The 24,354-nt window shown below is 65.2% G+C and carries 25 protein-coding genes; 10 read left to right on the plus strand and 15 right to left on the minus strand.

What is annotated here, in order from left to right:
• Positions 1–9 precede the first annotated feature (9 nt).
• Positions 10–513, minus strand: a complete 504-nt coding sequence (locus SR858_RS14620) for a hypothetical protein (protein ID WP_019919740.1) — start codon at positions 511–513, stop codon at positions 10–12.
• A 219-nt stretch (positions 514–732) separates the two neighbouring features.
• On the opposite strand from SR858_RS14620, the gene SR858_RS14625 reads away from it, so the two are divergent.
• The 5 genes from SR858_RS14625 (at position 733) to SR858_RS14645 (ending at position 3,812) form a co-directional block, all read left to right on the plus strand.
• Entirely contained in the window at positions 733–987 is a 255-nt protein-coding gene (locus SR858_RS14625; protein WP_019919741.1) for a hypothetical protein, read from the plus strand.
• A gap of 125 nt (positions 988–1,112) precedes the next feature.
• Entirely contained in the window at positions 1,113–1,628 is a 516-nt protein-coding gene (locus SR858_RS14630) for a cupin domain-containing protein (protein WP_019919742.1), read from the plus strand.
• The gene (locus SR858_RS14635) at positions 1,625–2,263 is read left to right on the plus strand and encodes a CDP-alcohol phosphatidyltransferase family protein (protein ID WP_019919743.1); all 639 of its coding nucleotides are present in this window, start codon (positions 1,625–1,627) and stop codon (positions 2,261–2,263) included. Before SR858_RS14630 ends, SR858_RS14635 begins: the two co-directional genes overlap by 4 nt.
• Positions 2,260–2,874, plus strand: coding sequence for a lysophospholipid acyltransferase family protein (locus SR858_RS14640; RefSeq protein WP_019919744.1), 615 nt, complete (start codon positions 2,260–2,262; stop codon positions 2,872–2,874). The genes SR858_RS14635 and SR858_RS14640 overlap by 4 nt, the downstream gene beginning before the upstream one ends.
• Positions 2,871–3,812: a phosphatidate cytidylyltransferase gene (locus tag SR858_RS14645; RefSeq protein WP_019919745.1), complete on the plus strand. Its 942-nt coding sequence runs from the start codon at positions 2,871–2,873 to the stop codon at positions 3,810–3,812. The genes SR858_RS14640 and SR858_RS14645 overlap by 4 nt, the downstream gene beginning before the upstream one ends.
• Here SR858_RS14645 and SR858_RS14650 read toward each other — a convergent pair.
• Complete coding sequence (locus tag SR858_RS14650; RefSeq protein ID WP_019919746.1) at positions 3,809–4,912, minus strand: PQQ-dependent sugar dehydrogenase; 1,104 nt, start codon at positions 4,910–4,912, stop codon at positions 3,809–3,811. The two genes, SR858_RS14645 and SR858_RS14650, sit on opposite strands and share 4 nt — an antisense overlap.
• Positions 4,913–4,994: 82 nt before the next feature.
• Positions 4,995–6,197 carry an MCP four helix bundle domain-containing protein gene (locus SR858_RS14655; protein WP_019919747.1) on the minus strand — a complete coding sequence of 401 codons (1,203 nt, stop codon included), beginning with the start codon at positions 6,195–6,197 and terminating at the stop codon, positions 4,995–4,997.
• 142 nt (positions 6,198–6,339) lie between these two features.
• Between SR858_RS14655 and SR858_RS14660 the strand changes: the two genes are divergently transcribed.
• Positions 6,340–6,669 (plus strand): DUF6677 family protein, encoded by a 330-nt coding sequence (locus SR858_RS14660; protein ID WP_019919748.1) that lies wholly within the window; start codon positions 6,340–6,342, stop codon positions 6,667–6,669.
• On the opposite strand, the gene SR858_RS14665 is transcribed toward SR858_RS14660, so the two are convergent.
• The 5 genes from SR858_RS14665 to SR858_RS14685 all read right to left on the minus strand — a co-directional run bounded on the left by SR858_RS14665 (position 6,670) and on the right by SR858_RS14685 (position 11,162).
• Positions 6,670–8,106 carry a hypothetical protein gene (locus SR858_RS14665; protein WP_154819694.1) on the minus strand — a complete coding sequence of 479 codons (1,437 nt, stop codon included), beginning with the start codon at positions 8,104–8,106 and terminating at the stop codon, positions 6,670–6,672. It lies immediately after the preceding gene.
• Positions 8,103–8,978, minus strand: a complete 876-nt coding sequence (locus SR858_RS14670) for an ABC transporter ATP-binding protein (RefSeq protein WP_019919750.1) — start codon at positions 8,976–8,978, stop codon at positions 8,103–8,105. Before SR858_RS14670 ends, SR858_RS14665 begins: the two co-directional genes overlap by 4 nt.
• A 38-nt stretch (positions 8,979–9,016) precedes the next feature.
• The gene (locus SR858_RS14675; protein WP_019919751.1) at positions 9,017–10,450 is read right to left on the minus strand and encodes a hypothetical protein; all 1,434 of its coding nucleotides are present in this window, start codon (positions 10,448–10,450) and stop codon (positions 9,017–9,019) included.
• Positions 10,447–10,845 (minus strand): GntR family transcriptional regulator, encoded by a 399-nt coding sequence (locus SR858_RS14680; RefSeq protein WP_019919752.1) that lies wholly within the window; start codon positions 10,843–10,845, stop codon positions 10,447–10,449. Before SR858_RS14680 ends, SR858_RS14675 begins: the two co-directional genes overlap by 4 nt.
• Before the next feature lie 68 nt (positions 10,846–10,913).
• The gene (locus tag SR858_RS14685) at positions 10,914–11,162 is read right to left on the minus strand and encodes a hypothetical protein (protein WP_019919753.1); all 249 of its coding nucleotides are present in this window, start codon (positions 11,160–11,162) and stop codon (positions 10,914–10,916) included.
• Positions 11,163–11,262: 100 nt separating this feature from the next.
• Here SR858_RS14685 and SR858_RS14690 point away from each other — a divergent pair, with 100 nt between their 5' ends.
• Genes SR858_RS14690 through SR858_RS14705 form a run of 4 tightly spaced genes read left to right on the plus strand, consistent with a single transcriptional unit; the run spans position 11,263 to position 14,310 of the window.
• Complete coding sequence (locus SR858_RS14690) at positions 11,263–11,736, plus strand: DUF421 domain-containing protein (protein WP_019919754.1); 474 nt, start codon at positions 11,263–11,265, stop codon at positions 11,734–11,736.
• An 8-nt stretch (positions 11,737–11,744) separates the two neighbouring features.
• The gene (xth, locus tag SR858_RS14695) at positions 11,745–12,530 is read left to right on the plus strand and encodes an exodeoxyribonuclease III (RefSeq protein WP_019919755.1); all 786 of its coding nucleotides are present in this window, start codon (positions 11,745–11,747) and stop codon (positions 12,528–12,530) included.
• Entirely contained in the window at positions 12,530–13,351 is an 822-nt protein-coding gene (locus tag SR858_RS14700; protein ID WP_019919756.1) for a histidine phosphatase family protein, read from the plus strand. Before xth ends, SR858_RS14700 begins: the two co-directional genes overlap by 1 nt.
• The gene (locus SR858_RS14705; protein ID WP_019919757.1) at positions 13,348–14,310 is read left to right on the plus strand and encodes an NAD(P)H-hydrate dehydratase; all 963 of its coding nucleotides are present in this window, start codon (positions 13,348–13,350) and stop codon (positions 14,308–14,310) included. Before SR858_RS14700 ends, SR858_RS14705 begins: the two co-directional genes overlap by 4 nt.
• 108 nt (positions 14,311–14,418) lie before the next feature.
• On the opposite strand, the gene SR858_RS14710 is transcribed toward SR858_RS14705, so the two are convergent.
• The 7 genes from SR858_RS14710 to SR858_RS14740 form a co-directional block, all read right to left on the minus strand.
• On the minus strand, positions 14,419–16,107 hold the full coding sequence (locus SR858_RS14710) for a peptide chain release factor 3 (RefSeq protein WP_019919758.1): 1,689 nt from the start codon (positions 16,105–16,107) through the stop codon (positions 14,419–14,421).
• A gap of 79 nt (positions 16,108–16,186) precedes the next feature.
• Complete coding sequence (locus tag SR858_RS14715; protein ID WP_040377333.1) at positions 16,187–20,857, minus strand: pilus assembly protein; 4,671 nt, start codon at positions 20,855–20,857, stop codon at positions 16,187–16,189.
• A gap of 2 nt (positions 20,858–20,859) precedes the next feature.
• A complete protein-coding gene (locus SR858_RS14720) occupies positions 20,860–21,429 on the minus strand; it encodes a pilus assembly PilX family protein (RefSeq protein WP_154819695.1) in 570 nt (189 codons plus the stop codon).
• Complete coding sequence (locus SR858_RS14725; protein WP_322533648.1) at positions 21,426–22,661, minus strand: PilW family protein; 1,236 nt, start codon at positions 22,659–22,661, stop codon at positions 21,426–21,428. Before SR858_RS14725 ends, SR858_RS14720 begins: the two co-directional genes overlap by 4 nt.
• On the minus strand, positions 22,633–23,157 hold the full coding sequence (locus SR858_RS14730; RefSeq protein WP_322533649.1) for a type IV pilus modification PilV family protein: 525 nt from the start codon (positions 23,155–23,157) through the stop codon (positions 22,633–22,635). The genes SR858_RS14725 and SR858_RS14730 overlap by 29 nt, the downstream gene beginning before the upstream one ends.
• The gene (locus tag SR858_RS14735; protein ID WP_019919763.1) at positions 23,154–23,792 is read right to left on the minus strand and encodes a pilus assembly FimT family protein; all 639 of its coding nucleotides are present in this window, start codon (positions 23,790–23,792) and stop codon (positions 23,154–23,156) included. The genes SR858_RS14730 and SR858_RS14735 overlap by 4 nt, the downstream gene beginning before the upstream one ends.
• Entirely contained in the window at positions 23,780–24,208 is a 429-nt protein-coding gene (locus SR858_RS14740) for a type IV pilin protein (protein ID WP_019919764.1), read from the minus strand. Before SR858_RS14740 ends, SR858_RS14735 begins: the two co-directional genes overlap by 13 nt.
• Between the last annotated feature and the right edge of the window lie 146 nt (positions 24,209–24,354).

A 24,354-nucleotide genomic window follows, 5' to 3' on the forward strand; every position in this document is an offset into this window, starting at 1 on the left:
GAATTTATTTCAGGGCGCGATGACGGTTATCGCGCCTTTTTCCGGATGTTCGGCCAGTTGCTGGCGAATGGCCGCTTGCATCTCGGCGATGCCAGCGGTCGGGCTTTCGCTGTGCCGGGTCATCTCGATCGTGACGCCGCGCGGGTCATGGCAGGACAACGCGGCCTGCGCTACCTTGCAGCGCAGCTCCATGTCTTCGGGCCGTTGCGGCGGACGGATATCTGCAGGTAGTGCGCGTGTCTGCAGCTTGTCGCCCTCGAGCGTGGCCTGCATCGGGGTGCCGATGCGCAACGGCAGGGCTTGCAGGTAGCCTGCATGCCGCCTGGCGCCGACCAAGACCGCCGCCCCGTCCGGTGCAAGATACAGGTCGATCTGGCGGGTGCCGCCTTCATACGGTGTTTCACCCGTGCCCCAAGTGCCGGTGAGGCTGGCAGGCAACGGCGGCGCAGCCAGCGCGCCTGTGTGGCAGGCCACGATCGCCACGCAGGCGAATAAAGATGTCACTGAATTCATGGCAGTAGTTCCAGGTGGAGGAAATGACAACATCGTACCTGAAACATGATACGGGCAACTGTTGTCCTTGCAAGTAGTCAGGTTCGGACCGACAGGTACGTCCTACACGTACACAGCATGGTGCCTGATGGCGACCATGACAGGCACCGCCTATGATGAGTTCACCCCGAACAAACGGGGCCGACCTTACACCACGGCATATAACCACCGGAGACGATCATGGCTAACCAGAACAATCAGCAAGGCAATCCGCTCAATCCAGATCAACGCAATCCCGACCAGCGCAATCCGATGCAAGACCCTTCGCAAGACCGTACCCAGCGCCGCGACGAGGGCAACCAGCAAAGCGACCGTCCGCTGAGCGAAGATGACGAGCTCGACGGCGACTACGGCAATTCCGAAAGCGGTTCGCGCAGCGGTAGCCAGGAACAGGGCCAGCAGCCAGGACGCCAAAACCAGCGGATCGACCGCTAGGCGCCGCTTAATCAGCCCAGTATTGCGGCCTTCGGGCCGCTTTTCCGTTTACCTGCAAGAGCCGCCACTTGTGAAAAATGTTGAATAAAGGTAAATTGCCAATTTAAGAATATTGAATTGGCGAAATGACGCGCACATTGCTGGAACAGGTGGCGGCCCTGCGATTGGGGCCCGACCCAACCGATCAACAACTGGCCGAGGCCGGACGGCTGATGCTCGCCTGGCTCGCTTCGCCTGACGCCCTGCCCGCCGATGTACTGAGCCTGCCCAAGGCTGCCGGCCAGCAAGAGCTGCTTTATCCGTTGCACGTCACCCCGGACGAGCCGGCGCTGTACCTCGTCTCCGACGGCCCCGGCGTGGCCAGCCCGCCGCATGAACACTCCACCTGGGCGGTCATTGTCGGCGTGTCCGGCAACGAGCGCAACGTGTTGTACCAGCGCGACCTGGCCTCTGGCGCCCTGCTCCCGCTGCGCACGGTCGATATCAAGGCGCATGACATGATCCACCTGCGCGCCGACGCCATCCATGCCACCGTCGCGGTGGATGATCTGCCGACGTTTCACCTGCACCTGTATGGCAAGCCGCTCAACGAGCTGCCGCCGTTCGCCTCCCGCTGCTACCCTGCCGAGATTGCCCCATGACTGCCCCCCTGCAAGAAGAAACCAATCGCCGCCCCATCGCTGCACGTTCCACCGGCTGGGCGCGCCGGTTCAGCGCTGCATTGGCGCGCTCGTCGGTCACGCCGAACCAGATTTCCATGCTCAGCATCGTATTTGCCGCTGCCGGCGCTGCCGCCCTGCTGCTCATGCCGGGCTGGCCGGGCCTGGTGCTATGCGCGCTCGGTATCCAGGGTCGGCTGATCTGCAACCTGCTCGATGGCATGGTGGCGATGGAAGGCGGCAAAAAGTCGGCGCTGGGGGCGGTGTATAACGAGTTTCCCGACCGCGCGGCCGATTCCATTTTCATCGTGGCGCTCGGCTACGCCATCGGACAGCCCTGGCTGGGCTGGGCCGGCGCGCTGGCCGCAGCCCTCACTGCGTACGTGCGGGTGTTCGGCGGCGCGCTGGGATTGCCGCAGGATTTTCGCGGGCCGATGGCCAAGCAGCACCGCATGGCCGTGCTGACCGTCGCCTGCCTGGGCGGTGCTGCCGAAGTGGCACTGAACGGCACCCAGTGGCTGTTGCTGGCGGCGGCGTGGACCATCATGATTGGTTCAAGCATCACCTGCGTCACGCGCACCAGCGTCATGGCGCGCTTGCTCAGGGAGCGCGCATGAGCATTTACGGCCTGTTGTCGCGCCCGCTGCTGATCGGCCTGGTCCGGCTGCTGGTGGGCGCCATGAGCATGTGGAAGGGCTGCGCCCCGGTGCCGCGCCAGCGCATCTATTTTGCCAACCATACCAGCCACCTCGACACCGTCGCCCTGTGGTCGGCGCTGCCCTCCGAGCTGCGCGAGCAAACCCGCCCCGTGGCGGCGCGCGACTACTGGGACGCGACCGCCCTGCGCCGCTACATCGCGCTGCGCGTGCTCAACGCCATCCTGATCGACCGCCAGCGCAGCGATCCCGCGCACGATCCGCTCGCGCCGCTGATCGAGGGCCTCGAACAAGGCGACTCGATCCTGATCTTCCCCGAAGGCACTCGCGGCGAGCAGCGTTTGCCGGCGCCGTTCAAGAGCGGCCTGTATCGGCTGGCGAGCCGCTTCCCCGACGTGGAACTGGTGCCGGTGTACCTGGAGAACCTGCACCGCAGCATGCCCAAGGGCCGCTACCTGCCGGTGCCGATCACGTGTTCGGTATGGTTCGGCAAACCCATCTCTTTGCAAGCGGGCGAGACCAGGGAAGACTTCCTGGCCCGGGCCCGGGAATCGATCGTGGAGCTGGCATGAGCGCATCGCAAAAATTCTGGTATCTGATCGGCGGCCTGGCGCTGGTGCTCGTCATTGCCAGCACCATCGGCTTCATCCTGCGCCGCCGCATCACCACGCTGCGCGGCCAGCACATCGTACACAACATGATCGAGCGCACCAACGCCTGGTGGGGCATGGTCGCGATCCTGGCCGTGGCCTTTGGCGCCGGCCGCGTGAGCGCCATCCTGCTGTTCGTGCTGATCTCGTATTTCGCGCTGCGCGAATTCATCACGCTGACACCCACGCCGCCGGGCGACCACAACGCGCTGTCGATCGCATTTTTTGTCGCGATTCCATTCCAGTACTACCTGATCTGGACCAACTGGTATTCGCTGTTCACCATACTGATTCCCGTGTACGGCTTCCTGCTGCTGCCGTCGATCAGCGTGCTGTCGCAGGACACCGGTAATTTTCTCGAACGCGCTGCCAAGATCCAGTGGGGCCTGATGATCACCGTGTACTGCATCAGCCACGCGCCGGCGCTCCTGATGCTCGACATCGCCGGCTACGAAGGCCAGAACGCCCTGCTGCTGCTGTACATGATGCTGGTGGCGCAAAGCAGCGACGTGTTCCAGTACGTGTTCGGCACCCTGTTCGGCAAGCGCAAGGTGGCGCCGCTGGTCAGTCCCAACAAGACCGTGGAAGGCCTGGTGGGCGGCGGGCTATGCGCGATTGCCACCGGCGCGGCGATGTGGTGGATCACGCCGTTCTCGCCGTGGGAAAGCGCCGGCATGGCGTTCGCCATCGTGGCCATGGGTTTCCTCGGTGGGCTGGTGATGTCCGCCATCAAGCGCAGCCTCGGCGCCAAGGACTGGGGCAGCATGATCAAGGGACACGGCGGCATGCTGGACCGGCTCGATTCGATCTGCTTCGCCGCGCCGGTGTTCTTCCACCTGACGCGGTACTGCTATACCTAATCCAGCGGGATGCTGACGATGCGGTCGTCGCCGGTGCGCGGCGTGCCGCGGCCGTCGGTGTTATTGGTCACCATCCACAGCTTGCCGTCCGGTGTGACCACCACGTCGCGCAGGCGGCCGTATTCGCCACTGTAGCGGTCCACGGCGGTCGATGGCGTGGCCAGCGGGATTTGCCGCAGCCGCTCGCCGCGCAGGTTGGCGATATAGATCGAATTGCCGCTGATCGCCATGCCGCTGGGACTGGCCGTGGCGGTGCTCCACTGCTGCAGCGGATTGGTGTAGCGGCTGTCCGTACCCATGCCTTCCACCACCGGCCAGCCATAGTTGGCGCCGGCCGTGATGCGGTTCAGTTCATCCCAGGTATTCTGGCCGAATTCGGACGCGTACATGGTGCCGTCGGCAGCCCAGGCGATGCCTTGGGGGTTGCGGTGGCCGAGCGTGTAGATGTACGAGCCGGCGAAGGGATTGTCGCGCGGGACCGCGCCGTCCGGCGTCATGCGCAGGATCTTGCCGCCCAATGAAGCCATGTCCTGGGCGCGCGCGGTGTTGGCGGCGTCGCCGGCGGTGGCGTACAACATGCCATCAGGGCCGAACGCGATGCGGCCGCCGTTATGGGTGCTGGCGGCCGGTATGCCGTTCAAGATCGACTGCACCGCGCCCAGGCGGATACTGGCGCCAGTGCCCGACAGCGGATAGCGCACGATGCGGTTCTGGGTACCTGCGGTGAAATACACGTACAGGTAATCGTCGCGCACGGCGATGCCGAGCAGGCCGCCTTCGCCGCCACCATTCACGCCGGCGATCACCGCCACCTCGCTCAAGGCGCCGTTGCTGCCGACGGCGACGATGCGGTCGGTGTCACGCTCGCTCACCAGCGGCGTGCCCTTGTAGAACGCGATCGACCACGGCGCCTGCAAGCCGCTGGCCACCACTGTCGGCGTGGTGGGCGCGGTAGGCGTACCGGGATTGACGGGCGGATTGACGACAACCACGGTGTCGTCGCTGGAGCCGCCGCACGCGGCCAGTCCGAGAACGATGGCAAGCGTGCAACCGTGGGCGGCCAGCCGGGCCGGGCGTAACGCAGGGATGGTGCGGGTCATGGCGGTCTCCTGGGTCGTGGCGCGACCGGGGTCGCGGTGGAGATGCCAAGCTACCTGTTTTCCGCGATGGCCGGCGCACTGCTCAGCTGCGCACCGAGGCCAGGCGCAGGCGTACCACTCCCGGCCCGCCAGCCAAAGGTGCTGCCACGCCATCGGCGGCAAAGCAGCCGGATTCACCGTCGGCCTCCAGTTTGAAACGCGCCACCGCCGCCGACAGCAGCCCTGCCTGGTGTTGCAGGTTGCCGGCATCGAGCGCGGCCTGGCGTACCCGCGCCACGCTTTGCTGGGTGACGCGATCGACTTCGACGATCGCAGCGCAGGCGTCGCCGTAACCGTTCGTGCTGTCGTCCGCGCCCAGTGCCCGCACCATGCCACTGGCTTGTTGCAACGAGGCGGCCTGGCGCTCGGCGCGGGCGCGCACTTCGGCAGTGCTGCGCGCCACCTGGCGCGCGGCAGCGTCCAGCGCTTGTGCGGAGGCCAGGATGGTCTTGAGCGTGGTATTGAGATTGCGTACGCTGGTGTCGAGCGCGCGCGCGGTCGCGGCGATTTCGTCGCCGCCGTATTCGCGGTTCTTCACTGCCAGGTTGCCTTCAGCCAGGTCCACGGCAGCGACGCCGATAGCGCGCACCTCCGTGAGCAGCGCGTTGCGCACGGCGCTCGTCACCAGCAGCGCCAGGCCCACCGCCGCCGCCACCAGCGCCGGCATCCAGAGCGACAGCGTCATAAAGTCCGCTTCGGCAGCACGGTAATCGCGCTCTCCCAGCGCCTGTTCGAGCAGCGACAACTGCTCGAGCCGCTGCGCCACCACGTCGAACGCGCGCCCAGCTTTGGACATGGCATTGGCGGCAATCGCATGGTCGTCGATGGCAATGTCGAGCGCGTCGGCCACCGCCTTCACGTACTGCCCGTAGGCGGCTTGCGCCTCCACCACGAAGCGGCGCTCGGCCGGATCGGTCTGGGTGATGCGTTCGAGCCGGGCGAACTGGCGCTCGAGCGCGGCGTGGCGAGCGTGGGTTGCGCGCACCAGGCCATCGGTACGATTGAACGTGAAGCCGGCGTTGAGCCAGGCGAGCAACTGGTAAGCTTCGGTATGGGCGCGGCTGGTGCCGGCCACCAGGTCGCCGACTGCCTTCAGGCGTACGGCGCGTTCCTGCATGATGGTGTCGAGCGACTGGTTTTGCCGCGCCATGCCAAGATAGGCGCCGGTCGCCAGGATCAGCAGCAGCACCAGCACGATGCCGGGCGCGAGCAACAGCTTGGGGCCGATGCGCAGCTTGTTCAGCATCGGCGCGCTCGGTCGGCAAACAGGACACGCATGGCGGTCTCCGGCAGGTAAGATTACCTACTGTAAGCTGCTGCTTCCGCGCAAGTTTGCGTTGAATCAATAATAAATCCTCACGGCAAATTTACAACGGAATCGATGACGCATGAAAGCAAAAACCAAGGCAGTATTGATCTCGGCACTGCTGTTCCCCGGACTGGGCCACTTCGTGCTCAAGCGCGCCATGCGCGCCTGCCTGTTCATCGTACCGACCCTGCTGGCGATCGGCGTGCTGCTGCGTACCACGCTGGCCCTGGCCGACCAGCTGGTGGCGGAAATCCAGAGCGGCGCCCTGCCCCTCGATATTCCATTGATCATGGAGCGCATCAGCGCCGCCGGTGGCGACGACACCAGCACCAACGTGGCCTCGCTGGTGATCGTGGTGTGCTGGCTGGGGTCGATTCTCGATGCGTGGTGGCTTGAGCGCGGCAAGTAATCAGGGCGCGATCCGCGCCGCCGGGTACAGCGGCGGTGCGGCCATCAGCCGCATCCACTGCCAGCGCGTCGCTGCGGCCAGCACGATGACCAGCGCCAGTGACGGCCACCACCAGTTGAAGTCCCTGAGCCTGGCGTCGAGCCATGGCACCACGTAATACAGCAGCACCATCGACATCGGCGCCACGATGATGATCGATGAGCTGCCGCCCCTGGACTTCGGCGCAGCCGCATGGTTGCACAGCAGGGGCAAGCCGCTCAGCAACCATAAAGCCGCCTGCATGGCGCGCATGCCGTTGGCAGGCCAACCGTGCTCGGAAACTACGGCCAGCGCCACCAGGCACGCCGCCGACACCGTCCATACCAGCAGGAAGCGGCGCAGAACGATGCTCGCCCACACCCGGTTCAACCGGCTTCGCTCCGGTGCGCGTGGCGCCAGCCGGTACAGTTCCTGCTCCACGCCGGTCGCACCCAATGCAGCGATCACGTACGCCGCGTACAGGGCCGGCGCCATGAACAGGCACTGGATCATGAACGGCGCCGTCGCGATCTCCGCCATCAGGTCGTGATCTACCAAGCCGGTCGCCATCGTGCCCAGCATCAGCACCGTCGGCACCAGCGCCAGCAGCATGGCGGTACCCGCGTGCCGCCCTGCCCCCATGGCGTGCAGCATCAACGCCGCCTGGTCGCCGCTGGCAATATCGCGGCGCAGCACCACGGCGTGCAGCGCCCTGGCGGCGCGGGCCAGGCGGCCGACACCGGTAGCGAACCACGGCCCCTGCGCCCCGGCCGCCACGGCGCTCGCTTGCCGGCGGCCTGCCATGTGGCGATCGCCTGGACGCGGCAGCGCCAGACGCATCGCCCACGCCAGCGCGGCCAGTTCCAGCAGCACCGCGGCACCGGTCCATGCCAGCTCCACCGTGGCGGAAATCTCGCGGCCACCATCGACCAGGCGGCGCAGGATCAACCAGCCGACGACCATCAGCGGCGCAAGCAGGACCAGCGCGGACCGCGCACTGAGCAACAGCAACCCGCACATCAGCGCACCGGCGCCCAGCAGCAGCGCGGTAAAATGCCGGCCGCCGAACCCCGCTGCGAGCACCACGGCGATCAGCAACGCGCCCAGTACGCCCGCCATGAAACAGTGGCGCAGCAACCGCCGCCGCAAGCCCGGCGCCAGTACCGCAGTGGCCGACGCGTTCTGCTGACCGGCGCTGACGAACCATAGCACGCACCAAGCGGCGATGAACAAGGCAATCAGCATGGCCGGCTGGCGCAACAGCACCCCCATCGCGTACAGCAAGCCGGTGACCAACAACACCAGCATCAATACCCACGGCTGCAACATCCGGTACGGAAGCGGTGTCCAGCGCCAGTCCGGCAGCAGGCCACGCAGTGCACGCCGATCTTTGTCAGGACGGCTCAGATCAGATGTCACCGGGTCACCTCGACAAACAGGTCTTCCAGGCTCAGGGTATCGACCTTGAGGCCGGTGCGGGCGCGCAGTTGTGCGTCCTCCTCGGCGCTCAGGCGCGCCAGTACGGTGACGCTGCCATCGGCGTGCCCGTGGCGGCGCACTTCGCGTTGCAGGCGCAGCGCGTCGATGGCGCCGGCGTCGCCCGAGATGCGCGACGCGCTTTCCAGCAGCTCGTCAAGCGCGCCCTGCAAGGCGATCTGGCCGTTCTGCAGGAAGGCGACATCGAGCGCCACCCGTTCCAGGTCGGACAGGATGTGGGTGGAAAAGATCACCGTGGTATCGTGCTCGATCACGTCGTTCACCAGCTCGTGCAGGAAGTCGCGCCGGCCCACGGGGTCGAGGCTGGCCACCGGTTCGTCGAGCACCAGCAACGCCGGATCGTGGGCCAGCGCGCGGATGATCGACAGGCGCTGCTTTTCGCCGCCCGACAATTTGCTGATCGGTTTCCCGCAGGCCTGGGCATCGAACCCCCAGCGCGCCAGCAGTGAGGTGACCTTTTGCGCGTTCCAGCGCGGGTACAAGGCCTTGAAATAGTCGAGCATCTGGATCGGCGTCATCCACTCGAACAGCTCGGACTTTTGCGGCACGTAGCCGATGTTGGCGCGGACGGTGTCGCTGAGTGCTGTGACCGGTTCGCCCAGCAGTGTGCAAGCGCCGCGATCGGCCTCGCGCAAACCCAGCAGGCACTCGAGCAGGGTCGATTTACCGGCGCCATTGCGGCCAAGCAAGCCGACAATGGTGCCCGGTTCGATGGTCCAGTTGACGCCTTGCAGTACCGGCTGCTTGCCGAATGCCTTGTGCAGACCGGCGACATGGACGATGGGTGTCTTCATTATTATTCCTTGTGTTGGTATCGAGGGTATCGTTGGTGTCAGTGAGGTAAGGTGGCGATGACGCAGGACTGGCGGCACGCCGGAAAAGCAGGCGCCGCGCGCACCATCGCTTGCCATTGCTGTCGCAACACCAGTGCGATCGCTGCTGTCAGAACCAGGGCAGGCGTCCCCCAGTCCAGCGTCGGCAGCGCGCGGATGTAAGCAAATGAAAAGATGTAGAAGCCTGTCACGAAGCCTATCGTCAGCAATGGCGCCAGATTGTTTTTAGCGGCAGGCATGGCCGCATAGTCGCGCAGCAAGAGGCCAGCAAATGGCAGTGCCAGCAACGCCTGCAATACCAGCATCCCGGCAGTGCGCGCCAGGTCGCCTGCCCCCCACGCCACCAGCCCCAGGCACAGCACCGACACCAGCCAGACTTGCATATAACGGCTCAGCAATTCAGCGGCCAGCACCCGGTTGAACTGCCCCGCCGCAGGGGCGGCTGGCGCCAGGCGATACAACGCCTGTTCGCCGCGCAAGCTGGACAGCGTGCCCCATACGCCCACGGCATACATCGGCGCTGCCGTCACGACTAGCGCCTGGAACATCTGGCTACCTTGCAGGGTACCGAAGCGGCTGAGGGCTTCGACGGTACCGGCCACCGCCGGCAGCATTGCGATCGCCATGATCGCCTGTACCGCCCCCATTACCATGGGCAACATCGGGTAGGACATGCTCAGGGCATGCATCATCATCTTGCCCGGGCCGGCGCTCCGGCGTCCGGCGCTCCGGCGGCTGTCGCGCGCCAGCACGCGGGCATATCCCAGCCCGGGGAGCGAGGTGCGAGAGCCCATCTCGGATGCTGCAAAATTACCTTGCCACATAGGTACAACTGCGCGCAGCCGCTGATGCCAGGCTATGTGCCGATCACCAGCACGAGGCAACGCGAGCCACAAGCCTGCCGCCAGCAGCGCCAGGTCAAGCAACAGACCGACCGCAAACCACGACGGTTGGCCGAGTATGGCGCCGAGTACGACCAGGTGGTGATCGAGGCTGGTCCATTTTGCGGTCAGGATCGCCACCACCAGCAGCACCAGTGATACCTTCGGTTGCACGCGCCGGGCGATCAGCCACGCCCCCGGCACCGCACCGGCAAGGATGGCTGCGCCAGCCATACGATGGACTCCCAGTACAATCGCCACGCCTGCCGCAATGGACAGCGTGGACAGTCCCCAAGCCAAGGCAGCCCTGCCCATCAGGCGCCGCCGAAAGCCCGGCACCAGCATGGCGTTGGCGGGACTGTTTTCCCGAACACAGCTGGCGTGGTAACCGATGCATAAAAGAGCGACAAGGCCGCAATAGCTCGCCAGCAGCAATTGCGCCAGCGGCCACATGGCCGTGGCATATGGCAAGCCTACATGACCCAAAGTCCAGGCCAGGGCCAGGATCAGTGCGCTCATCACGAAGGGAGTGGCAGGATGCGCCTTGGTCATGATTGTTCCTTGAGAAGTTTTTCCAGCATGGCCAGTACGGTGGCCGGATCGAGTTCGAGCTGGCGCGCCTCGGCGGCCAGGCGTTCCATGGTCGGGTGTATCAATGCCATTCGCTCGGCTTCGCTCGGCGCGGCAGACCGGCGCTCGGCCACCAGCATGCCGATGCCACGGGCGCGCGACAGCAGCCCTTCAGCTTCCAGCATGCTGTAAGCCTTGGAGACGGTCATCGGGTTGACGGCCAGCGCCAGCGCCACCTCGCGCACCGACGGCAGCGCATCACCGGGCGCCAGCATGCCGGCCGCAACCAGGCGGCGCACCTGCTCGATCAGCTGCCGGTAGATCGGCTCGGACGAGCCGGTCGCGATTGAAAACAGCGTGGCGGTATGAGCAGTCATCAGGCCTTGTATTGGTGTATTAATTGGGTAATACAGTAAACACCAATTAAGGTCTAGTCAACCTGTTTTTATTTTTCAGGGGAATCGTCGGTATTCTTGAAAGCGCCGCGCACATTGGTGACTACCAGGCACAGCTGGAGAATGATCAATGCCCAGGCCTGGTCATGCACGCCCCACGCCACCCACAGCGCATTACTCGCCAGAAAGCACCAGAAGCCGAGCTTGCGGCGCCCGTGATGCGCGGAACCGACCAGCCAGGCGGCCAGCAGGGTGACGGCCATCGCGGGCCATTGCAGCAAATTGATCCAGTCGTCCATGCCCCAACCATAGCGACTGGTCGGGCCGCGCACTGTTAGCGAACCCACCTTCACCTGAGAAAACGATGCTTATAATGCATGACATTGCGAGGAGATCCCCATGTTCGAGCTGGACTTGCCCTGGTGGGAACTGGTGCTGCGCGCCGGCCTCATCTATATCGCCCTGCTGGTCATGATGCGCTTTACCGGCAAGCGTACGGTGGGCCAGTTCACGCCGTTCGACCTGCTGGTCGTGATGCTGCTCTCCGAAGCGGTATCGAACGGGCTGTCGGCCGGCGAAGATTCGGTCGCCGGCGCGCTCATTTCGGCCGGCACGCTGATGGTGCTTAACGCGTCGATTGCCATCGCCACGTCGCGCAGCGAAAAATTCGCCAAACTGGTCGATGGCGAAGCCGTGCTGCTGGGCCGCGATGGCCAAGTGTTCAAGGATGCCATGAAGCGCCAGCACGTTGCCAAAGGCGACTTCGAACAGGCGCTGCGCGAAGCGGACTGCCCGCTTGATAAAATGAAATATGTCTTCCTCGAAGCGAACGGCCAGATCACCGTGCTGCGGGAAGAGTCATCATCCACATAAGGAACTCCATGCGCATCGCCACCTTCAATATCAACGGCATCGGCGCCCGCCTGCCGGCCCTGCTGCAATGGCTGCAAGAAACCCAGCCCGACGTGGTCTGCCTGCAAGAGCTGAAAGCGCCGCAGGAAAAATTTCCAGAAGCGGCCCTCCAGGAAATCGGCTACGAGGCCATCTGGCACGGCCAGAAAAGCTGGAACGGCGTGGCCATTCTGGCGCGCGGCGTCAAACCGATCGAAGTCGGACGCGGCCTGCCCGGCGATTCCGAAGATGAACAGAGCCGCTATATCGAGGCCGTGGTCAACGGCGTGCTGATTTGCGGCCTGTACCTGCCCAACGGCAACCCGGCGCCCGGCCCCAAGTTCGATTACAAGCTCAAATGGTTCGAGCGCCTGATCGCGCACGCGGCCGGCCTGATGGAAGCGGGTACGCCCACCGTGATCGCCGGCGATTTCAATGTCATGCCCACCGACCTCGACGTGTACAAGCCGGAGCGCTGGCTTGATGACGCCCTGTTCCGCCCCGAAACGCGCGACGCCTTCCACCGCCTGGTGGCGCAAGGCTGGACCGACGCCCTGCGCACCATGCACCCGGGCGAAAAAATCTACACGTTCTGGGATTACTTCCGCAACGCGTACGGGCGCGATGCCGGCATCCGTATCGACCATTTGCTGCTGAGCCCGGGCCTGGCGCCGCACCTGAAAAAGGCCGAAGTGGACCGCGACGTCCGCGGCCGCGAAAAGCCCAGCGACCACGCACCGGTATGGATAGAACTCGACCTCGACGGAGACCATTGATGGGCATACTCACAGACCAGCCGGATGACGACGTCGCCGACCTTTTTACCGACACGCCAGTGCAGAAGTGGCCACAGAAAATCTGGCTGGTGCGCCATGGCCAGAGCGCCGGCAACGTCGCGCGCGATGCCGCCGAAGCGGCGCAGTTGCACCTGATCGACATCGCCGACCGCGACATGGACGTGCCGCTGTCCGAGCTGGGCAAGCGCCAGGCCGAGGCCATGAGCCACTGGTTCCGGGCACTGGGCCCGGACGGCCAGCCCACCGTGGTGCTGTACTCGCCCTACGTGCGCGCCCGCGCCACCGCCGCTGCGGTCATCGACAAGGTGGGCCGCGACAACCTGGTGGCGTCGGTGGTGGACGAGCGCTTGCGCGAAAAGGAATTCGGCATCCTCGACCGCCTCACTCCCCTGGGCATCCATGACAAGTATCCGGAACTGGCCGAGCAGCGCCAGCACGTGGGCAAATTCTATTTTCGTCCGCCCGGCGGCGAGAGCTGGTGCGACGTCATCCTGCGCCTGCGCAGCGCGCTCGACACCATCATCCGCGAGTACCGCGGCGAACGGGTGCTGATCGTGGGCCACCAGGTGATCGTCAACTGCTTCCGCTACCTGCTCGAACGCATGGATGAAGAAACCATCCTGGCGATCGACCGCGAGGCCGATGTGCCCAACTGCGGCATTACCGAATATCGCTACGATCCCTCCCTGGGCAGGCACGGCAAGCTGGTACTGGTACAGGCCAATTTCGTCGCGCCGCTCGAAGACACCGGCACGCCCGTCACCGACCAGCCGGACATGCCGGCTGCGCCCAAGTCATGAACGCCCCGGCCGAACACGCTGGCGGCGGCACGGCTGCCGAAGCTGTGCACGACATCACGGCCGGCATGCTGCGCGACTGGCCGCTGCCCATGCCGGGCGCGCACGCCGACAAGGAAGTGCGCGGCCACGTGCTGATCGTGGCCGGTTCGCGCGAAATGCCGGGCGCCCTGCTGCTGGCCGCCACCGCCGCCCTGCGCGCGGGCGCCGGCAAGCTGACCATCGCCACCGCTGCCAGCGTGACGGCGGCGCTGGGCGTGGCGTTGCCGGAAGCGCGGGTGATCGGGCTGGAGGAAACACCGGAGGGCGGACTGCGTGCACGAACGCCGACCGACTCAGCCGATGCAGCCGATGCAGCCTCAGTGATGCCAGCGCTGCAGCAAGCGTGCGAACGCGCCAGCGCCATCCTGATCGGTCCCGGCATGCAGGACAAGCAGGCCTGCGCCGCGCTGGTGGCAGCGCTGCTGCCCTGCTGCGGCAAGGCTCCGGTGATCCTGGACGCGGGCGCCATGTGCGTAGCAGGCGGTGACGACTGCATGCGCTTCGACACGCCGGTGCTGCTCACGCCTCACGCGGGGGAGCTGGCCGGACTGACCGGCGAAGACAAACAGCACATCGCCGCCGATCCGCAGGCGGCAGCGCGCGCAGCGGCGCAGCGGCTGAACGCGGTGGTAGCTCTCAAGGGCTCGACGACCATCATCACCGCACCCGATGGCGGCACGTGGTCGCACACGGGCGGCAATACCGGGCTGGCGATATCAGGATCGGGGGATGTACTGGCAGGATTGATCGCCGGCCTGGCTGCACGCGGCGCCACGCTGGAGCAAGCGGCTGCCTGGGGCGTGGCCTTGCACGCGATGGCCGGCGAACAGCTATCGCTGCGCCACGGCCCGCTCGGCTACCTGGCCCGCGAAATCAGCACCGAGGTGCCGGCGCTGCTGCGGGCGTTGTCGGCGCATTGACGAAATTGGATTCCCGCCTGCGCGGGAATGACGAAATACCTGCCAGTGGTACTGTTAATTTTACCGCTCTCCGGAGCGCCGTCATTCCCGCGCAGGCGGGCCAAGTGCTTACACCAGCTTGGCCGAATGCTCGCGCGTGGCATGGAACTGCAGCTTCGGCCAGCGTTCCTGCGTCAGGCGCAGGTTGACGCCCGAGGTGGCCAGGTAGGCCAGGTTGCCGGCGGCGTCGTAGGCGACGTTGTGGCCCAGCGCGTCTTCGAAGTCGGCCAGTGCCTTCTTGTCGTCGCTCGACACCCAGCGCGCGCTGCTGATGCTCGTGCCTTCGAACACGGCATCGACGCCATATTCGTTGAGCAGGCGGCTTGCCACCACCTCGAACTGCAGCACGCCGACCGCGCCCAGTACCAGCTCGCCGCCCTGCACCGGCTTGAAGACCTGTACCGCGCCCTCTTCGCCCAGTTGCTGCAAGCCCTTGTGCAGCTGCTTGATCTTCAGCGGATTGCGGATGCGCACCGAGCGGAAGAAGTCCGGCGCGAAGTACGGAATGCCGGTAAAGGTCAGCATCTCGCCTTCGGAAAAACTGTCGCCGATCTGCATATTGCCGTGGTTGGGCAGGCCGATGATGTCGCCGGCGTAGGCCTCTTCCACCTGCTCGCGCGACGATGCCATGAAGGTCACCACCGACGATACCTTGATCTCGCGGCCCAGGCGCAAATGCTTGACCTTCATGCCGCGCTCGAAACGTCCCGAGCACACGCGCAGGAAGGCGATGCGGTCGCGGTGAGCCGGGTCCATATTGGCCTGGATCTTGAACACGAAGCCGGTAAACGGCTGCTCTTTCGGATCGACCTCGCGCACGGTGGCGTTGCGTTCGCGCGGGGCCGGAGCCCAGTCCACCAGCGCCGACAGAATCTCGCGCACGCCGAAGTTGTTGATGGCGGAGCCGAAGAACACGGGCGTCTGCACGCCGGCCAGGAATTCTTCGAGGTCGAACGGGTGCGATGCGCCCTTCACCAGTTCCACTTCCATGCGCAGCTGATCCATCTCGAGCGGGAACATCTCCTGCAGGCGCGGATTGTCGATGCCTTCGATCAGTTCGAACGCGCCATCGGCTTTTTCTTCACCAGCCTTGAACAGCATGATGGTGTCGTTGAGCAGGTGGTACACGCCGCGGAAGTTCTTGCCCATGCCGATCGGCCAGGTCACCGGCGCGCACTGGATTTTCAATACCGATTCCAGCTCGTCGAGCAGTTCCAGCGGATCGCGGGTTTCGCGGTCCATCTTGTTCATGAACGTGACGATCGGCGTATTGCGCATGCGGCAGACGTCGAGCAGCTTGATGGTCTGCGCTTCCACGCCCTTGGCGGCATCGATCACCATCAGCGCCGAGTCCACGGCGGTCAGCACGCGGTAGGTATCTTCCGAGAAGTCCTGGTGGCCGGGGGTGTCGAGCAGGTTGACCACGTGGTCGCGGAACTCGAACTGCATCACCGACGAGGCGACCGAAATGCCGCGCTGCTTCTCGATTTCCATCCAGTCGGACGTGGCGTGGCGGCCCGATTTACGGGCTTTCACGGTACCGGCCATCTGGATCGCACCCGAGAAGAGCAGCAGCTTTTCGGTCAGCGTGGTCTTACCCGCGTCCGGGTGGGAGATGATGCCGAAGGTGCGGCGGCGCAGCACTTCGCGCGCGATCAGCGCCGGCGTCTTGGCGCTGGCGGCGCTGGCAGACGGGGCGCCGTCGTCGTTAATCTCGCTGTTATTCTCGGGTATTACGTTTTCGATATCGTTGGACATGTTAGCGATCTGGGGCGGGTTCTGCAAAACCCTCGATTTTACCGATACTTCGCCACCCCGTGTGAACTTTCCAACCACTCTACTCGCCCCTGACTCTGCGCCACCCCACGCGGTGCGCCTCGGCCGACACCTCCTCCACCCCGCGATCGGTCTTTTTGCTGCCATCGGCCAGCGTGGTGATGATTTTTTGCTGGCCATCGGGCAGCCGCACCACGATATACCCCACCGCCGCCGAGGCGCTCGACAGCGTAACACCCGCCGGGTAGCTGCGCACCGAATGGCCGTTGCACACGTTGAGCTGGTACAGATTGCTCGAGCCGCCCACCGAGCACGAAGACGACGACGTCGGCATATTGGTCACCAGGTTGGCCACGCCGCTGATGATCTGCGGGTCGAGGTTCATCCGTTCGCCGGCGTTGAGCGAAAAATCGAGGTACCAGCCGTCGCGCTGGGCCAGGTCCACCGCGTTGTCGGTGATCGCATAGGTCGCGGAATTGGTGCCGTCGTTGGACAAACTCAGGGACTGCCGCACCATGGTCGAGCCGCGCACGTTGACGGTGGCGCCGCTGTCCTTGACCACGTACAGGCTCTGGAGATCGGTGTTTGACGTATCGGGAATATCGAGCAGCCGCCCCGTGCCGAAGAGGACCATGCGCATGCCCTGCAGCACGGTACTGGTCACGCCGTTGCTGGTACTGGTGGCCGGCACGCCGCACAGCGTGACGTCGGGCCGGGTGGTGATCGGCTTCAGCGCGCCCGCGTCGCCCATCTTGAGCACCGCCACCGCGCCGCTGGTGGCAGTAAAATCGAAGCGCCACATCTGGCCCAGCAGATCGCCGCCGTACACGTAGGTCGCACGCGGATCGGTGGCCGGGTCGTTCGAGATCGCCGTGATGCGCGCCAGCCCCGAGGGCGTGGTGGTGTCGCCAGAACCGGTGGGGACTTTTTTCAGCAGCTCGCCCGTGTACGCATCGAGCACGTACAGATAGCCCTTGCCGTCGCCGCCGGCCACGCCGTCGATGCCGGGCACGTTGTTGTAGCCGGACGTGAGGAACACCACCCAGCGGCCGTCGGCCAGCGTGCCGAATTGCGGATTGCCGAAAGTGAGGCCGATGTCGGCATCGCTGTGCGCGCACACGCTGGCGTCGGCGCAGAACTCCCACAGCTGCTTGGGCGCCGAATGCGTGTCGGTGATGTCGAGCGCATAGTAGCCACGCCCACCGGCGTTCAGGCCCGCCACCAGGACCGTGCGCCACTGCTTGCCGGCGCCAATGGTCACCTTGATGTCCGCCACCTCGGGCGAGCCGTCGGTGGTGTACTGGTGGTTGGTGCCGTAGGTGCTGCTCGCAAGGCCGGGCAGTTTTTTCATGGTAATGCGCGGCACGTAAGCCCACAGCTCGTTGCCGCTGGCGCCATCGAACGCGTGGACCATGCCGTCGTTGGCGGCGACGAACACCGCGCCGCGCCGGAACAGGGGGTTGCCGGGGTCGGTGCGGGCGTCCTTGAAAGCGTCGTAGCTGGTGTCCGGGTAGTCGGCCAGCGGCGCGCGCACATAGGCCGGCTTCGACGAGGCGATATCACCGAGCACGATCGGCAGCGGGCCGGTGGCGCCGGCGGGCGTGGTGGGCGTGATGCTGTAGGCGCGGTAGCGGATATCGTCGGCATACTGCTGCTGGCCGCGCAGCCAGTTGACCATGTTGGTGCCGTCGTTGACGATGGCCTTGTCGGCGGTGGACAGCTGCGTGCATTGCGCCAGCACGCCGCACTTGTTACTGAACCAGCCGGCCATGGCGCCGCTCATGTTGGCAAAGGTGAACGGCACCGTGTCGCTGCCGGCCACCCCGCCGGCATTCATCATGACGATGGTGCGCGCGTCGGTGGCGGCGGCCACCTGCCGGCCCAGCGTGCTGTGGCTGCTCCAGACCGGCGCCGTGTTGGCCGTGCCGTCGGTGATGTCGATCTTCTGGTCCAGCAGCTCGCCGAACCATTTGACGGTGGTGAAGGTGCTGGAAAAGATATCGTTGTCGGACTGGGTGACATTGGGGGTGGACGTGGCGGCAGCGGCTGCCGCCCCGGTGCGGATCTGCATGTTCGACAGCGCTTCGCTCAAGCCGTTGACCACGTCGCGCGGCTCCTGCGCGCTGAAGTATTTGCCATGACCATTGATGGCGGCGTGCCACAGGTCGTCCACCCGCTCCTGCACCGTATTGGCCGACACGCCGGTCTGCGGATCGGGCCACACGTACGGGCCGTTGTTGTTCCACGGGCAACCGGTAGCGGCAGCCGTGATCAGGTTGTAGAAATCGCCGCCGGTGCGCGGCGCCTTGTCGTAATTGGGCTCGTACGTCATCACGCCGTCCACGCCCAGGCCGAGGGTGTAGGTGTTCATGTGCAGGTGGGTATTTTCGCCGGCGCCGGCCGGCACCGAGCCGGGCTTGGTCATGTCTTCGAGCTCCGGCCGCAGCGACGTGGTGCCGGTGCTCGAGCCGCCGTTATACCAGTGCAGCGCCACGTCCGAGATCGACGGCTGCGCCTGCACCCGCGCATCGACGCAGCCGCGCGCCTGGGTGCAGAAACGCGACGGGTTTTCCACGTTGTCGTTGTTGCGGACGTTGGCGGTGCTGCTGCCGTTCCAGTAGCCGTCGGTGGTCAGTATCAAAAAATTCTGCTGGCACGGGTACTGTACTACCTCGGCCCCCTTGTCGTACGCATACGGCGACAGGTTGGCAAACATGCGGCCCACGTTGTCCATCGCGGTGCGGATCGGCGTGGCGCCCGACGAGGTGGTGTTGTACAGCAGCGAATACCAGCTCTCGCGCGCGCTGCCGGTGAAGTCGGCCGGTTTCAGGTCGATGGCGCCGCCCGCCCCTGCCGTCGATAATTTGACGTAGCCCACCTTGTAGTTGCTGGTGATCGGCGAAAACGCGATGCCCAGCGACGTCTTCATCATTTGCAGCCGGCTCTTGTAGTACACATACCAGTTGGCGAAGTTGGTCATCTCCTCGGCATAGGTGCAACTGGCGCCGGCACAGTCGATGCGGTCGGCCGCCTTGGGATAGGTACGGCCGCTGACGATGTTGACCCGCACGAACGGATTGGGCGCGCCGAGGCCACCCGAGATCGACGCGGTGCTGGTGGGTATGGCGTCGTTGACGGCCGGCGCATAACCGCTGGTGGCGCCGCGCACCCAGCTCAAGCCGCCCTGGTTGTCGATGGTGAAATTGCTGATCGCCGCGTTGTTGGACGTAACGCCGTAGTTGATCAGGCAGACATTGCTGCTGGACAGGCCCGGGCACAGCGCATTGCCGCCGATGTAGGCGCGGATATTGCCGCTGGTGCCGATTTTGCCGGCAATCGCATTGGCGACATAAGCCGGGCTGCGGTTGCGGCCCAGGTCCAGGTAGCTCGGGTTGCTGAAGACGCTGTTGCCGATCAGCGTGGTGGAACCGAGCGCCAGGTTGCGCACCACGGCGTTCTGGCTGGTCGAGGTATTCGAGCCTGAAAACGTGATCACCGAGCGCGCCGGCGTGGCGCTGGCCACCTGCACCTGCGGCGAATCCACCGTCAGCCCCCACCCCTGACGGCTGAGATCGTTCACCACCACGCAGTTGGTCAGGCTCTTGGTGTTGCCCACGCAAATCAGGGGTACGACGGCCACGACATTCTCGGCGCCGATGGTGATGCCGAACAGGCTGCATGCAGGCACGGTCGATTGGCCGGTCGGTGTTTTCACGCATGCATACATCTGCCGCAACGCGTTGTTGGGCGTGGCGATGATGGCTGCCGCCAGGGCGCTTGCCATGGTTTGCTGCTTGAACGCGGTGTTGGTGCCGGTAGGCGCTGTGACGGTGTTGGCGATCAGCTCGCTGGTGTTGCCCTGGGAATCGGTCAACGTCACGCCACTGATGCCCAGCGACGTGGCGGTGGCCGAGGCGCCGATGGAAATGGTGCCGTAGGCGGCCAGCGCCCCGCTCGGCTGAGAATAGGCCGGATAGATAAAATTGCCCACGCGCTTGCCCTGGCATTGCGTCAGTTGGCGGTCGCTGCACCAGCGCACCTTCACCGGCACCGGGTAGCCGGGCGGCGCGTTGGCGCCGATGGCGGTCGAAACGCAGCTGCGCAGGGTGTCGTCGGCGCAGTACTGGCCCACGCCGATGGTGTAGTAGTACGGGCCGGTGGTGGTGGCGTACGGCGTCTGGTACAGCAGGTCCGGGTAGGTATAGCTGGAGGTGTTGGTCTGGCAGGTCAGCGTGTTGTTGATGATCACGCACCAGCGCAGGTCGGGAAAACCGGTGACCAGGTTGATGTTGCTGCTGACGCTGTTGCCGGCCAGGTCGGCGCGGCTGACGCCGTAACCGTCGCCGCTCACCGACGTCCAGTCCCGCGTGTTGGCGGCGTTTTGCACCGGATAGGCGCTGCCATCGGCACGCACCGGCACCGCGTAGCGAATCTGCGGGTTGTAGTACTGCTTGTTGAAGTCCGGGCTCATGAATGGCGGATGGCCGACCGCGCAGGCCATCACGCCGAAAGCGAGACTGTAGCTGCTGCGGCAAATGTTGTCGTTGACGTAGTCGGGCGTATAGGTCTGGTCCATCGAGCCGGAGTTGTCGAATAACAGCATCAGGTTGGGCTTGACGGTACCGGTGCCGGTGATATTGAGCAGCGGCACCTGGGCGATCTGGGTTTGCGCGGCCATCGCGGACCAGGGCGCCAGCGCCAGCAGAAGCAGAGGTCGAAGCAAATGTTTCATGATCATGGTCCTTTCAGCACCACCGCCTGCGTTACCACGTTGCCGCCGCGCGGGCCATTGATGCGTGCCGTCACCACGTAGTGCAGCTGCGGCTGGGTGGCGTAGCGCGCGCTGCCCAGCGCCAGCGAACTGCCGAACGCTACCGGCGTTGGTGCGTCCGGCCGGGCCGACGTCTTGATGCAGTTGTTGCCGTTATAGGGGCCGGGAAAGTCGCACATGCGGTGGATCACGTATTCGACCCGGTCGCCGGCAGCATTGGCCGCCATGGTGACCGAGCCGGTCCAGAACGCCGGCGTGCTGACGGTCCAGGTGGACGTGAGCGTGGCGACGTAGCCGTTGGCCGGTTGATTGGTGTCGAGATCGGCCTTGTTGGCGACCGTGCGCAGGTAGGCAAACCCCGCGTGCAGGCCGGCGTCCGCTGCCTTGGCCAGCGCCGAATCGTAGGCCAGGTTGGCCGTGGTGAGCGCGCTCGACGTGCTGGATTTGATCAGGTAGATGCCGCTGACCATCATCACGGTGAGCATGATCAGCATGATGGGCAGCGCAATCCCTTGTTGGCGGTGGGTCATCATGGCCGCCATTGGGCATTGCGGATCGGGACGATGGTCTCGAACACGCGGTAGCGGTAGCACTTCCAGTCCACCGGGTCCCCGGTCACGGCCACGTTGACCTGGATCGGCGCGGCCGCCACGCTGGCCGGCGCCGCCTGCGCGAACACGGTGGGCAGCACGGTGGTGGCGGTACACGCGCCGTTGGCGCCGGGACGCTCGGTGGTCTTGCTGCGCGCCACCACGGCCAGGCGTACCGCCCCCACCCGCTGGTAGTCGCCGGCGCCGCCGACCAGGCCGTCGCCGTCGGCGTCGATCATGGTGGCGCTCCAGGCGCCGATGCGCATGCCGGTGGCGGTGGTCTCGCCCCAGCTGCTGTTGCCGGGCGTATTCGGGTTGTAGTTCGGTACGGTACGGTTGTCGAAGCCGTACTGTGCCTTGAGCGAGACGATGTTGTCGCTCACCGACGCGCCATCGGCTTCCGAACCCGGCATGTCGGTGGCGCGCAGCAGCAGCACGCCGGCGCGCACCGACCAGGTGTGGAAGTGCAGCCGGTCCGCGCTGCCGAGGTTGTACAGGTATGCCAGGTTGACCTCGTACGGCAAACCCAGCCCTGCCTGCGGATTGAAACGGAACTGGCCGCCGGTGGCGATCGTCAGCCGGTTGGAAGACGCGCCGCTGCCGGCGCCCGACATTTGCATCAGCGTGCAGCGGGCGCCGGCGGCAGCCAGCGGTGCGACCACCAGCACATCGCCGACATTGAAATCGTAGGGATTGCGGCTATCGACCGCGATCGAACTTTCGCCAGGGGAATAATTGGAGGCAAGCTTGACCGAGCCGATGCCGGTCTGCGACGTACCGCTGTAAAACGTCACCAGGTCGGGAGCCGCCCCGCGCGACTCGATCACCACCGGCGCGAGCGGCGTGATGTCGAGGCCGCCGCGCTGGGCCACGGCCATACGGTACCCGCGACTGTCGGAGAATTCCGTATTGCAGCCGGCCAGCATGGGATCGTTCAGGCCCCAGCCGGCATCGGCGGCGTCGTTGCTGAGCGAATACAGCGCCAGCATGCCGTTCTGCATCGCGTCCGATCCGCCCACCGCCGCATCCTTGGCCTTTTCGCCGCCGATCACCAGGCGCGTGGCAAAGGTAATCGCCAGCATGCCGATCACGATGCTGACCATGAGTTCGACGATGGAAAATCCGTGGCGGTGGCTAAGCATGGCGTCAGTTGGCAATGTAGGCGGTGACGACATGGCGATTCTGCTCGCCGGCAGCCTTGCGCTGCCAGCTGATGCCGATATTCACCTGCGACTGCTGGGTTTGATCCACCACGCGCACCGACAGTTTGGCGCCAGGAATCGCCCGCCTGGTTTCCTGCGCCCACTGCGCCAGAAAGCTGTTGGGCGTGGCGTCTTCGGCCAGGTTGTAGCTGGCCAGGTTGGCAATATCGGTATTCATCGTACCCAGCAGTTTTTCGGCAGCCATGGTGGCTTCGGCACGCATGCTGGCGTCCGACAGCGCCGCATAGGCGCGCGCCTGCAGGCCGATCATGCCGAGCAGGCCGATGCCGAGGATGACGATGGCGATCAGCGCTTCCAGTAAAGCGATGCCCGATTGGCGCGCGGCCGGATGCGATCGCGACGGCAGCGCGCTGGCGTGCTTCGACATGGCTTTTTTCGACTTCCTCTCGGCGCCTGGCTTCGCCTGTGAAGTGGCCAGCCCGGCAGCACGGCGACCTGGTGTTTTCATGGCGGACATCCCCGGCTATCGGTACTCGCCACGCTGGGATTGCACTTGGTGGGCATCCCGGCCAGGGTGACCACGAGCGCCACTGGCGGCACGTCGGCGGCGTAGGCGCTGGCCGGAGTCAAGCGCAGGCTCGACAGCCGGTTGCCCACCACCGGATCGACCCAGCCCAGTGCGGTGTAATACACCTGGCTGGCGCCATCGGGCCGGGTGCTGGGCACCAGCACTTCGTGCGGCGGCAGTGCGCTGGCCGCGCGGAACACCGACTTCCAGCCATTCTGCCCCTGCGGATCGGCAGCCGAGGCGGCAGCCGTGGTGGACCAGGCGCCTTCGGCGTCGGTGCAGCGCGCATCGGGCGTCGGGAAGCAGATATCGACCTGCCAGTCCATCTGGCCGGTGGTGACATTCGGCGTGAGCGAAATGCGGCTGTGGCTGTTGTGGGCGATGGCCTGCCGCCGCGCCAGGCTGAAGCCGTCCGCGTAAAATTCACTGGCGGCACGGGCGCGGTTGGCCAGCAGCCAGTGGCTGGCGTTCGGGATGCCGACCGCCAGCATGATGCCGATAATCGACACCGTCACCAGCAGCTCGATCATGGTCAAGCCGTGCTGGCTGGCGCTGACAGCGCTCAGTTGGAACACGTGCCGCCCTTGTGATCGACCCAGCATGAAGTACTGGTACCCCAGCCGGCCGGGCTGCCCGTCGTGGCGCGGGTGCCGTTCTGGTCCACGGTATACACGAAACCGGCGGTCTTGCCGGCGCCGGTGGCGGTAAGCTTGTAGCCGGAGGCACTGGCGTCGGTCAGGGTGTAGGTGAAGTTGGCCGTATTGGCCGGGAAACCGGTCGCAGCGGCAAAGCCATCATAGGTGCGGTTGTTAGACCAGAACTGTTCGGCGGCAGGCTGGGCGCCACCGAGCGCGGAGAACGCTTCGCTCAGGCGGCTGCGGGTGACGTAATCGGTATACAACGGAATCGCGACCGCCAGCAAAATGCCGATGATGGCGAGGCTGACCATCAATTCGATCAGGGTGAAGCCGCGTGGCGAGCGTTGGTGCATGGCTGTCTCCGGGGGAGTGGTTCCTAGAAACAGTGTAGTGCGGCAAGCTTGCATTTCCCTGAGGGAATGCTGACAAATTGCTGACAGCCATGAGATAAGTGGATAGAGTTGCACCTCACGCGGTTCAAAATTGCCGGATGTCAGGG

It is taken from the genome of Duganella zoogloeoides (assembly GCF_034479515.1).
Taxonomy (GTDB): domain Bacteria; phylum Pseudomonadota; class Gammaproteobacteria; order Burkholderiales; family Burkholderiaceae_D; genus Rugamonas; species Rugamonas zoogloeoides.